This window comes from Marivibrio halodurans (assembly GCF_017963645.1).
Taxonomy (GTDB): domain Bacteria; phylum Pseudomonadota; class Alphaproteobacteria; order UBA8366; family Aestuariispiraceae; genus Marivibrio; species Marivibrio halodurans.
The window spans coordinates 293,444-304,633 of the sequence record NZ_JAGMWN010000004.1 but is presented as its reverse complement, the minus strand read 5'-3'; the positions used below and the strand labels follow the sequence as shown (position 1 = coordinate 304,633).

9 protein-coding genes are annotated in these 11,190 nt (G+C 64.3%); 4 read left to right on the top strand and 5 right to left on the bottom strand.

Annotated features, from left to right (window positions below):
* Positions 1-29 precede the first annotated feature (29 nt).
* From KAJ83_RS10710 to KAJ83_RS10690, 5 genes are all read right to left on the bottom strand, one after another.
* Positions 30-374, bottom strand: a complete 345-nt coding sequence (locus KAJ83_RS10710) for a hypothetical protein (RefSeq protein ID WP_210682061.1) — start codon at positions 372-374, stop codon at positions 30-32.
* Positions 375-591: 217 nt separating this feature from the next.
* The gene (locus tag KAJ83_RS10705) at positions 592-1,371 is read right to left on the bottom strand and encodes a GntR family transcriptional regulator (protein ID WP_210682060.1); all 780 of its coding nucleotides are present in this window, start codon (positions 1,369-1,371) and stop codon (positions 592-594) included.
* A gap of 46 nt (positions 1,372-1,417) precedes the next feature.
* Positions 1,418-2,719: a TRAP transporter large permease gene (locus KAJ83_RS10700; RefSeq protein ID WP_210682059.1), complete on the bottom strand. Its 1,302-nt coding sequence runs from the start codon at positions 2,717-2,719 to the stop codon at positions 1,418-1,420.
* A gap of 24 nt (positions 2,720-2,743) precedes the next feature.
* Positions 2,744-3,265, bottom strand: coding sequence for a TRAP transporter small permease (locus tag KAJ83_RS10695; RefSeq protein WP_210682058.1), 522 nt, complete (start codon positions 3,263-3,265; stop codon positions 2,744-2,746).
* Positions 3,266-3,364: 99 nt separating this feature from the next.
* Positions 3,365-4,384 (bottom strand): TRAP transporter substrate-binding protein, encoded by a 1,020-nt coding sequence (locus KAJ83_RS10690; RefSeq protein WP_210682057.1) that lies wholly within the window; start codon positions 4,382-4,384, stop codon positions 3,365-3,367.
* Positions 4,385-4,631: 247 nt separating this feature from the next.
* Between KAJ83_RS10690 and KAJ83_RS10685 the strand changes: the two genes are divergently transcribed.
* From KAJ83_RS10685 to KAJ83_RS10670, 4 genes are read left to right on the top strand one after another with little or no spacing between them, the layout of a single operon-like run.
* Positions 4,632-5,633 carry an NAD-dependent epimerase/dehydratase family protein gene (locus tag KAJ83_RS10685; protein ID WP_210682056.1) on the top strand — a complete coding sequence of 334 codons (1,002 nt, stop codon included), beginning with the start codon at positions 4,632-4,634 and terminating at the stop codon, positions 5,631-5,633.
* Between the two features lie 25 nt (positions 5,634-5,658).
* On the top strand, positions 5,659-7,806 hold the full coding sequence (locus KAJ83_RS10680) for a hydantoinase/oxoprolinase family protein (protein WP_210682055.1): 2,148 nt from the start codon (positions 5,659-5,661) through the stop codon (positions 7,804-7,806).
* Positions 7,806-9,929: a hydantoinase B/oxoprolinase family protein gene (locus tag KAJ83_RS10675; protein WP_210682054.1), complete on the top strand. Its 2,124-nt coding sequence runs from the start codon at positions 7,806-7,808 to the stop codon at positions 9,927-9,929. The genes KAJ83_RS10680 and KAJ83_RS10675 overlap by 1 nt, the downstream gene beginning before the upstream one ends.
* A gap of 5 nt (positions 9,930-9,934) precedes the next feature.
* Positions 9,935-10,942, top strand: coding sequence for an NAD-dependent epimerase/dehydratase family protein (locus KAJ83_RS10670; protein ID WP_210682053.1), 1,008 nt, complete (start codon positions 9,935-9,937; stop codon positions 10,940-10,942).
* The last annotated feature ends 248 nt before the right edge of the window (positions 10,943-11,190 follow it).

The window sequence follows — 11,190 nt, the reverse complement described above, 5'->3', positions numbered from 1 at the left end:
CGCCGGGCGCTGTCGGGCCCGGATTCGGCTTATTGATAATGTTGTTGGATGGGGAAGCCACGCAGGAACCGGGCGAGGTTCTGGACGCGCTGGTACGAGATCAGCGGAAGATTGCCCTGGATGGCCGCCACGATATCGCCGAGTTCAAGCTGATAGGCGTCGTCGCGGAAGATATCGATCGCCGCGGGCGCCCCGTGATACGTCCCCGTTCCGAAGGTGATGCCGATATAGACGAACCGGTTCCACCGCGTCGGACCGTCGGTCACGGCATGGATATGTGGATATTCCAGGGGGCCGCGTCTGCTGTCGGTGTCGATATCGTCCAGATCGTCGTCGCACCGGATATAGAAATTCGTATCGTTTCCACGCAGCATGCTCTCTCCGAGCGCGCCAATTCTTGGTCCCGGCATGGGCACCCCCCATGGAAGCCAGCGAAATCGCCGTTTGAATAAGCCTCATGGTGTCATGATTGCGCGGGTTTCGTCCACAACCATGGCATTACCGGGATCATGTTCTAAAGGAGCGCGGAACCGTGTCAGGCCGGCACCATGTTCTCTCGCTTGAGGCCAAGAGACGGCAACGGGCGAGGCCTTATTCCCCCATGTTTTCGGTCTGTCGTTCGCCGTCGCGACTGATCAATCCCATGCCGGGGATCGACGAGACACGCCGCCCGTGACGCATCCCTTCGAAGCTCGCGCGCTTGTTGTTGCAGGCCTGATAGGCGTATCCGACCATCAGGGCGGCGGCCCGGCCGCTTTGCCCCGCGATCAATGCCTCGACAAGCTGTTCGCGCGTTTCGAAGGTGCTTCGGATGCGCGCGTAGCTGTAGTCTTCCGAAGAAAGATCGAAGACGACGCTATAGGGCGCCACCAGCGGTATCCGGGAGAGCTGCTCGATCGTCGCGCGAATAGCGAAGCTACCCGACGCGGTGACGAGGAGCCCGTGAAAGGACGCGACCAGATCCATCCAGGCGAGCCGGGATTCGACCTCCGCGAAGCCGCTGGCGAGGACGCGCTCCATCTGACGAAGGAGATCCTCGAACGTCGCCCGATCGGAATCGGAAAGACCGTTCTCGCAGATGTAGCGCGCCGCGATCGCCTCCAACTCCCCCCGCACGATGAGTGCGTCCGAGACTTCCTCCAATGTGAAGGCGCGTGTCCGGAACCCCCGGTTCGGGGTGTGCACGACAAGCCCCTCGAGCTCCAGCGCGCTTAGCGCCAGGCGCACGACGGTGCGTGATACGCCGAGCGTATCGGCCAGCGGAACCTCGCGCATTTTCTCGTCGCCGCCATAGGCCCCGCTCAGGATCGCCTCGCGCAGGGCCTGGGTCGCCTTTTCGACCTGGGTCGCCTTTTCGACGGTGCCTGCCATTATCGGGCCTCCAATTACCTGAAGTATCTACGCGCGCGCCGTTCCCTTACCCGAACCAGCGCAACAGCAGGAGCGAGATGTCGGGGAACATGACAAGCGTCAGGAGAACGAGAATGTTGCACAGGATGAACGGGGTGACCCCGGAATAGATCTGGCGCAAGGATATCGCGGGGTTCATCGACTGCAGCAGCATGACGTTCATGCCGATCGGTGGAGTGATCATGCCGAGTTCGATGATCGCGACATTGATGATGCCCCACCAGATCGGATTGTAGCCGAGTTCGATGATCAGAGGCAGCACGAAAGGAAGCGTGATGAGCATCGCCGAAACGGTCTCGAATATGCTTCCCAGGACCAGATATCCGAGGAGCAGCAGGAGCACGATCGCCACCGGCGCCAGATCCGTCGCCTTGAGGGCGTCGACAAAGGCTTCCGAGACGCCGGAAAGGGTCACGAAATAGGAGAAGACCGACGCGCCTATGACGATGAGGTAGATCGAGGCGGTCGATTGCGCGGCCTCAAGGATCGCTTGCCAGAAATCGGACATGCTCATCCGGCGTCGCACGATGGCGATCAGCAGGGCCGCTACCGCGCCAACGGCGGCGCCCTCGTTCACGGTGAAGACCCCGCCGTAGATGCCGCCGAGAACGATCAGCACCAATAACGCAGCCGCCCAGGCGCGACGCAGGGCGTGAAGACGCTGTCCCCAGGTTGCGCGCTCGGAACTTGGGCCCCAATCGGGCTTCAGGCGCACGACGATCGCGATCGTCGCCAGCATCGCCGTCACCGTGAGCAATATCGGCAGGATCGACGCGACGAAGACGTCGAGGATGAACTGCTTCGCTAGAACCGCGTAGATCACCATGATGATCGACGGCGGCACGATCGCGCCGAGATTGCCGCCGGCGGCGATGACGCCGCTCGAGAATGAGGCGCGGTAACCGTGGGAGAGCATCTCGGGCAGGGCGGTTCGCCCGAAGGTGGCCGTCGTCGCGAGCGACGAGCCGCACACCGCGCCGAAGCCGGCGCAGCCGGCGATCGTGGCGTAGGCGAGCCCGCCGCGCCGATGGCCGAGAGTGGCCTGGGCTAGATTGTATATCTCGGTCGACATCTTTCCTCCCGCGGCGAAACTGCCCATCAGAAGAAAAAGCGGTACGACGGCCAAATCCGTGCTGGAAAGATTGGCGACGGCTTCCGTCGCCAGCAGCGAGACAGCCGGCCCCCAACCGATCAGGGCCGTGACGCCGACGACGCCGGCGATGGCCATCGCGATGCCGATTTGCACGTGGAGTAGGATCAGGACGAACATGCCCGCGATCCCGAGCGCGGCAACGATTGTCGCATCCATAACGAGGAGTCCCCTCGACTGTGGTCAGAATTCCGTCGCGGAATCCGCGCCGGCTGAATCTCGACCGTCTTTCGCCGTCCGGAGCGTTTCCGAGACGACCAGAAGCTCGACCAGGACGGCAAGCGCTAGAATCACGGCGACGACCCACCAGAATGGCGCCGTCGGCCAATGAGACAGCCAAGTCGCGCTGTTCATCTCGGCCTGTTGCCGTGCGTAGCGCACGAGTTGCCAGACGATGCCGGAGAGCACGGCCAAAGTCGCGACGTGTGAGAACAGCTCCAGCGCGAGCCGCCCTTTATGCCGGAACGCCTTGCCCAGAACCCGAACCGCCACGCCCCGCTTGCCCCAAAGCGCCATCGGCACGGTGGCGGAAACGGAGACGGCCGTGATCAATCCGCCGAATTCGGAAACAGCATCGATCGGCGCATTGAACAGCCACCGCATGAGGACGTCGAGTACGGTCATGCCGGCGAGCGACAGGAAACATAACAGGCCCGCGAAGGCGCACCCCTTGGCGATCAGTTCGGCGGCGCGGTCAGCTTTCATGGTCTCTACGCGGCTCCTCGGAATGGCTGAGACGAGCCGCGTGGAAGCGACGGGATGGGCTAATGCACCGTTCCCGCCGCGTCCACGCGCCATTGCAGGTTAGCGTCCGGCCCGGATGTCGACCAGGATACGCTCCAGAGCGGAACGGAGCTCGGCGCCCTTATCATGCCGCTCGACCCAGGCATCGCTCACATTGCCGAGTTCGGCCCGCCAAGCGTCGAGCGCTTCCCCGTCCGGCTCCGTGACGACATGTTCGTCGCTTTCCGCGGTCTCGGCGTAGATCCGCTCGGATTCCGTATCGAAGACTTTGCCGAATGCGCGGGAGAAACTCTCCCCGCTAACCTCCAGGATCGCCTGCTGGGCCGCCTCGGGCAGTGCCTCGAAGCGTTCCTTGGACATGGCGACCATGATCGGAACGGCGCCCATCGGGACCAGCAGGTGGTGATCGGTCACGTCGATGATTCGGAAATCATTCAGCCCGATCCATTCGGCGAGCGTGCCGTCGATCACGCCGCGGCTGATCGATTCCGCGGCCTGGGTGACCGGCAACCCGACCGGTGTCGCATTGAGTTGCTCAAGAATGGCGTTGTCGACCTGGCCCGCCGAACGGATCTTCAAGCCCTTCACATCCTCCAGCGTCACCATCTCGGTCGAGGTGTGGAGATTGTAGGGGCCGGTCGTGAAAAGGCCGAGCGGCTGAAGATCCTCATAGCCGCGCAGGAGGCCTTCCTCGTAGAGCCGCCAATAGGACACGCTTCCTTCCAACGAGCTCTCGACCTGAAAGGGAAGGTTCAGCACTTCGTTGTCGGGGTATTTCCCCTGGGTGTAGGCCGGGATCATCCACGCGATGTCCGCCACGCCGTTGCGCAAGAGATCCAGCTGGACGGCCGGGCTCTTGCCCAAGGCGCCGCCCGGAAAGAGCTTGACGTCGATGGCGCCGTCCGACGCTTCCTCGACACGCTCGGCCCACGGGGCGAGCACATCTTTGTAGCTGATCGCCTGCGGTGGCAGAAAGATCGAGAATTTCAGCTCGACCGGATCCTCGGCCCGCGCGGCCGGAGCATGAAAAATCGCCGCGCAAACGCACAGCGCCGCCAATCCTCGCAGTTTTCCCAACATTGTCTTCCTCCCTTGGTGGTCATTTTCGTTTGGCGCGCCGGCCCGTCCTCCAGGCGACATCGCCGCCGGCGGAGGCCATGACGCTCTTTGGCGCCCATCACCGCATTTCTTTATAATGCATACAATATTGAGCATCATCAACGGAAAACTTCGACATATGGGCTTGTGGAACTGAATTAATGTATGCATTATGCTGACAACAAGACAAAGTGGTCGCTCCAAGTGGGGCGGGATGGGAGATGTGCGCATGAATGTGCTCGTGACCGGGGGCACCGGAATCATTGGCGTCAACGTGGTCCGGCAGCTCATCGAGCGCGGGGATCTCGTGACGGTTTTCGACCGCAAGACGGATTCCGGCTTCTTGCGCGATCTGGTGAATGACTACGCGCATGTCCCGGGCGATTTGCTCGACCTTCCCTGGCTGATCGAAACCATCCAGGAGCACCGGATCGATCGGATCGTCCATCTGGGCGCCGTGATGGCGCCACATCACGCGACCCATCCCCACATGATGTCGAAAATCAATTTGGAAGGGACGCTTAACGTCTTCGAGGCCGCGAAGCTGTGCGGAGTGCCGAGGGTTATCTTTGGAAGTACCCGCGGTGTGATCGCCAGAACCGACGGCACCGAATACGGCCATCCGAGTTACAAACCCGTGCCGGCGAGTTTCTCCGGCCCGCGCCTGCCGCTCACCATTCTGAAGCACGCCGCGGAAGAACTCGGCTTATGCTACGCGCGCAACGGCTTTTTCGAGTTCTGCGCCATCCGCTTCGCGGACTTCTACGGCGCGGAACGCGTGATCAAGCCGGAACGTAGCCAAGCGAACGTCTTCAATGATGTCATTCTGGCGGCCTGCCGCGGGCAATCGATGTCGCTCGCTGGGGGGGATCAGATGTTCGATCCGATCTATATTCGCGATTGCGGCGCCGGCGTGGTGGCTGCCTGCACGGTGGAAACGTTGCCGGCCAAGGTCTACCAACTTGGCGGGGGGCGGGGCGTTCGCTTCGCCGACGCGGTCGAGACCGTGCGAGGCATTTTCCCGAAGGCGCGGATCGAACTGGAAGGCGGGTTCAACTTCGCGCGCGCCGAGAAGGATCCGAACTATTGCGTCCTCGATATCGAGGATGCGCGCCGGGATCTGGGCTTCGAGCCCACCTTCGACCTGGCTGCGGGGCTGAAGGATTTCGTGGCCGTTCTGCAGCGTTTCGAGACGACGGGCGCGCAGCCCGGAAAATCCGCGATCGCGTGACCCGCTGAGACGAGGACCTTTACCCATGTCCGACTACATTATTTCCGCCGATGCCGGGGGAACCTTCCTAGACCTCGTCCTGGTCGACCGGAAGGGGGGGATAGCCGTCGGGAAATCCCTGCATACGCCGGAGATGCCGGAAGTCGGCATCATGCGCGCCGTCTCGATAGCGGCCGAATCCATGAATCTCGCGGCCGAGGATGTGCTTAGGAATTGCCGGCTCGTCTTTCACGGCACGACTGTCACGACCAACGGCATGATCGAACGCACCGGCGTCCGCACCGGCCTGATTTGTACCCGTGGGTTCGAGGACACGTTGCGGATCGGGCGGGTGAAGGCCCGGACCGAAGGTTTGGATCAGTACCAGATTACTCGATATACGGAGAATGAGCCGCCTGTCCCGATCGTCGCCGGCACCGACATCGTCGGTGTTGCCGAGCGCATGGATGCAAGCGGCCGGGTCGTGCTGCCCCTGGATGTCGATGCGTTGATCGAGGCCGTCGCCACCCTTCGCGAGCGGGGCGTCGGCGCGGTCGTCGTTTCCTTCCTGCACGCCTATGCCAACCGGGCTCACGAATACGAGGCGCGCGACGCGATCGCCGCGGCGTTCCCGGACCTGCACGTGGTCGCCGCGGCCGATGTCGCCTCGGTCCTGGGTGAGTACGAGCGGACCAATACCGCCGTCGTCAACGCGCACCTCAATCCCCTGCTGGCACGCCATCTTTCCAATCTGGACGGGGCGCTCGAGGCGAATGGCTACAGCGGGCCGGTATTGATCATGCAGTCGATCGGCGGGGTGGGGCCGTCGACCAAGATCCGGGAACAGTCGGTGACGACACTGCTCTCGGGGCCGGTCGGCGGGATCGTGGGGGCTCAGCAGATCGGCACGCTGATCGGCGAGCGCAACATCATCACCACCGACATGGGCGGGACCAGCTTCGACGTCGGCGTGGTCGTCGACGGCGAGCCGATGCGCTCGGCTCAGACGGTCATCCACCGTCAGATTCTTACCGTGCCGGCGGTCGATATCGAGACAATCGGCGCCGGCGGCGGCAGCGCCGTCTGGCTGGATCAGAACCGTAACATCAAGGTCGGCCCGCGCAGCGTCGGCTCGAATCCCGGGCCTGCCTGCTACGGGCTGGGTGGACGGGAGCCGACGGTCACCGACGCGGATGTCGTCCTCGGCTTCATCGACCCGGACTCGTTCGGCTTCACGCATGCCGGCGCCGGACGTGCGCACGCGGAACGCGCGATGGCGGAGACGATCGGCGATCCGCTCGGTCTCGCGCCCGAGGAAGCCGCCGACGCGGTGCTGCAGATCGTCAACAACCACATGGCCGATTTGATCCGCAAGGTGACCGTGGAAAAGGGACACGATCCCAGGGATTTCGTTATCCTTGCCTATGGTGGCAGCGGTCCGGCGCATTGTACCGCCTACGGCGCGGAGATCGGGGCGAAGAAGATCGTGATCCCGCCTTACGCGTCCGTGTTTTCCGCGTACGGCATCGCGCAGGCCGACATCAAATTCTCGGTCGCGGGTTCGGTTCTGCAGACGGTGATGCAGGAGCAGCCCGTTCCGGCGGAGACGATCGAGGCGATCAACGCCACGCTCGCCCGGCTTGCCGCGGAGGCCCGCGCGCAGATCGACGCGGCCTTCTCCGGCGACGGACAGGACCCTCGGCTCATGCTGTCGCTCGACACACACTATGTTGGGCAGATGACCGATATCGCCGTCCCGGTCGAGGCGCCGCTGCCGCTCGGCGAAGCCGACATCCGCAAGCTGATCGAGGCCTTCCGCGCGATGTACGACATGAACTACGGCGCCGGCGCCAGTTCGCCGGGCTCTCCGGTCGAGTTCGTCAGCGCGCGGGCCGATTTGCTGGTGCCGCTCGACGCCAAGTTCACGCCGCCGCGCGCCGAGAAGGCGGGGGCGGACCCCGGCGCGGCGCGCACCGGCAGCCGACGGGTCTATTGGGGCCGCGGCGAAGGCTGGCGGGAGACCGACATATTCGCCGCGCGCGACATGATGGCGGGCAATGTCGTGCCTGGTCCGGCGCTCATCGAGCTGTTCCATTCGACCGTGCCTATCTATCGCGGTCAGTCCGCTTCCAAGGATGCGTTCGGCAATTTGATCGTCGAAATCGAGCCGGTCCGGCAGACGGGAGAGAACTAATGCAAGCGCAGCCCTCGCATATCGAAGACGCGGGTGAGGCGGTGTTCGAGCCGCGCGCCGATCGCGTCACCTACGAAATTCTCAAGCACCGGCTCTGGCAAATCAACGAGGAGCAGGCGACCACGATCCGCCGGGTCTCGGGGTCGCCGATCGCCTCCGAGGTGCAGGACTATAATGTCGGCATCGCCACCGCAGACGGCCAACTCGTCGCCTGCGGCATGTCGGTTCTCGCCCATGTCACGGCGCTTTCACATGTGATCCGCAATTGCCTCAAGGTGGTGGGGGCGCCGCGTATCAGGCCTGGTGACATGTACATCACCAACGATCCCTGGATGGGGGCCGTGCATCAGAATGACGTGGCCCTTGTCGCGCCGATCCATCGTGACGGAACCCTGGTCGCCTGGGCCAGTTCGGTCATTCATCACGCCGATGTCGGCGGACCGGCCCCGGGGAGCTGGAATCTCGACGCCTACGACGCGTTCCAGGAAGCGCCGCGCTACCGCTTCCTGCGCATCGTCGAGAATGGCGAGATCGCGAACGAGATCATGGCGACGATGATGACCAATTCGCGCACGCCCAGTCTCGCGGAGCTGGATCTCCGTGCCCAGGTGGCGGCGGCGGGTGTCGTCCTCAGGCGCATGGACGAACTCTATGACAAATACGGCGCCGAGACCGTGTCGAGCGTGATGGAGGATTGCCTGAGCGACACGGAAATCCTGCTCCGCCGACGCGTACGGGAAATCCCCGACGGGGTCTGGCGCGCGGAGGAACATGTCGACCATGACGGGCACGAGGATACGCTCTCGACCGTTCGGCTGACCTTGCGCAAGCAGGGCGATCGGCTCGCCTTCGATTTCACCGAGAGCGACCCGCAGGCGCGCGGCCTGATCAATTGCACGCGCTCCACGCTCGAATCGGCACCGCTCAGCGCCGTTCTCACTCATCTTTGCGATGGCATGGCGTGGAACGAGGGGGCGCTTCGGTTGCTCGATATCGAGAGCAAGAGCGGCACGGTCGTCGATTGCGCCTATCCCGCTCCGGTCGCGTCCGGTGTCATCAACGCCGGCTGGGCGGCTTTGAACGCCTCCGCGGCCGCGGTGGCGCGGATGATGCTGCGGGCCGAAAACTGCCGCGACAAGGCGATGGCCGGCTGGGCGGGCGCGCCTTACGGCGTCAATGTATTCGGCATGCGCGAGGACGGCCGGTCGTTCGGCACCATGCTTGGCCTCTCCGGCTTGCAGGGTGGCGGGGCCAGAAGCTTCGGCGACGGCTACGACACGGCCGGCTATCTGCATTCGCCGCGATGCGGCGCGATGAATGTCGAAACCGCGGAGGCGCGCTATCCGATCCTGCATCTTTTCCGGCGCCTGGCACGGGATTCCGGAGGGCCGGGCCGCCATCGCGGCGGCCGGGGTGTCGAGATGGCCTTCGCCACACACGGTGCTTCCGCGGCCGAAATCATCGTGACGAGCTTTGGAAATGATCACTCCGGATCGCCCGGGATCGCCGGCGGCCTGCCCGGTGCCGGTGCCGCCGGCGCGGTGATCCGCACGGAAGGCACGATCGCGGAGCTGTGCGCGCGCTGCACGGACCGCGATGCGCTGCTTCATGCGGGGGAGGCCGAAACGTTGCCGGCGAAGGCGCGGGTCGATCTCAAGCCCGGCGAGGTGTTCGTCGCCGTGACCCACGGCGGCGGCGGGTTCGGGGACCCCTTCGACCGCGCGCCCGAGGCCGTCGCCCACGATGTCGAGGTGGGTGCCGTCGACCGGCTTTGGGCGGAACGGCTATATGGTGTCCGGCTGGCGGGCGACGGTACCGTCGATCGCGGGGCCACCGATGCCCTACGGGCGCAAACGCGGTGGAGCGAGCAGGACGGTATCGAAGCCGCGACCCTCGACCGGACGGCCTTGGTCGAGGCGCCGACCTGTCCGGACTGCGCCACCACGCTGTCGCCGGAGGAAACCGGAGCCGGGCCGAAGTTTTCCGTCGCGCCGCTAGGCGCCGCGGGCCCGCTCGTATCCGCGCGATGGGGCGGAGAGTGCCCGCGTTTCCGGCTGGTGACGGCCTATTGTCCGAATTGCTCGCATAGCATCGAGTCCCTTCAAGTCAGGGTGGAGGGATAGTGGCCATGCGCGTTCTCGTTACCGGCGGTCTTGGCGTCAATGGGGCATGGGTCTCGCGGGAGCTGGTGGACCAGGGTCACGATGTGATCGTCGCCGACAACCGGTTGGACCTGTCACTGCTCGGCGAGCGGTATGCCGCGCAGCTACGGCTGGAAGAGGTCGATATTTGCTCGCAAGAAGATGTCGAGCGGCTTTTCGCGGAACCTGGAATCGATTGCGTCGTCCACATGGCCGCCGCCGTCGGTCATGAGGATAAGGACCCCGCGCCCGCGCGTACCTTCCGGATCAATGCGGAAGCGAGCGTGACCTTGATGGAGAAGGCGGCCGCGGCCGGGGTGAAGCGCTTCGTCTTCGCCTCATCCCGCGCTGTCTATGGCGGTCTCGACGGGGATCATGCGCATCCGACCTATAGGCCCGTCAAGGAGACGACCCAGACCCGCCCGGAATCGACCTACGACCTGTGCAAAGTGGTTAGCGAGGAGTTCGGCAAAGCCTTCGCCGCGGCAACGCCCATGGAATTCGCCGCGCTGCGCTTCGCCACGATTTTCGGGCCGGGTAAGCTCATGCGCCACGGACGCTTCGGTGCCCTAAGCCGGCTTATCGAGGCGCCCTATCGGGGTGAACCCGTCGAAATCGCCCACGGTGGCGACCAGTCGGACGATCTTATCTATGCCGAGGAGGCGGCTCGCGGCGTGGTGGCCGCGGTCGTCGCTCCGACACTCGCGCATGACGTCTACAACATCGCGACGGGCCGATCCTATACGTTGGGGGACATGGCCGACGCCGTGCGGCGCTTCTTTCCGGATGCGCGCATCTCGATCGGCGATGGTCTGAACTACCTCGGCACGTCCACGAACTATTCCGGGGTTCTGGATGCCAGTCGCGCCCGTCGGGATCTGGGCTTCGAGGCGGATGCGGATCTCGTGTCCGTCGTCGGCCGTTATTACCAGCGGCTCAGGGAGCTGGACTCCCTGAAGAAAGGGGGGCAAGCCCCTCCCTACCTTTCCGCCTGACACGGCTCTCCAATCTTCCCGCTCTTCGCCAGATCCTCATATCGATCTTGGGCTGGATCGTGCCTGAAACGCCTATTGTCGGCGGCGCGTTCTGGGGGCATCCCGTCGGGTGGGGTGGAAAGGCGGCGCCGGGCGCTGCTGTGGCTTTCGTCCTCCGACCCGCTGGCCAGACGCATCGCGCGCCGAGTGTGGGGATCCCTCGGCCCCGGGGCCTCCTTGAAGCCCTGGCAGCTTGTCCTCGGTGAAGG

What these genes read in the sequence shown, in the direction of transcription:
- KAJ83_RS10695 (WP_210682058.1), bottom strand. Translation starts at nt 3,265, where the DNA reads ATGAAAGCTGACCGCGCCGCCGAACTGATCGCCAAGGGGTGCGCCTTC.
- KAJ83_RS10705 (WP_210682060.1), bottom strand. Translation starts at nt 1,371, where the DNA reads ATGGCAGGCACCGTCGAAAAGGCGACCCAGGTCGAAAAGGCGACCCAG.
- KAJ83_RS10680 (WP_210682055.1), top strand. Translation starts at nt 5,659, where the DNA reads ATGTCCGACTACATTATTTCCGCCGATGCCGGGGGAACCTTCCTAGAC.
- KAJ83_RS10700 (WP_210682059.1), bottom strand. Translation starts at nt 2,719, where the DNA reads ATGGATGCGACAATCGTTGCCGCGCTCGGGATCGCGGGCATGTTCGTC.
- KAJ83_RS10710 (WP_210682061.1), bottom strand. Translation starts at nt 374, where the DNA reads ATGCTGCGTGGAAACGATACGAATTTCTATATCCGGTGCGACGACGAT.
- KAJ83_RS10690 (WP_210682057.1), bottom strand. Translation starts at nt 4,384, where the DNA reads ATGTTGGGAAAACTGCGAGGATTGGCGGCGCTGTGCGTTTGCGCGGCG.
- KAJ83_RS10675 (WP_210682054.1), top strand. Translation starts at nt 7,806, where the DNA reads ATGCAAGCGCAGCCCTCGCATATCGAAGACGCGGGTGAGGCGGTGTTC.
- KAJ83_RS10670 (WP_210682053.1), top strand. Translation starts at nt 9,935, where the DNA reads ATGCGCGTTCTCGTTACCGGCGGTCTTGGCGTCAATGGGGCATGGGTC.
- KAJ83_RS10685 (WP_210682056.1), top strand. Translation starts at nt 4,632, where the DNA reads ATGAATGTGCTCGTGACCGGGGGCACCGGAATCATTGGCGTCAACGTG.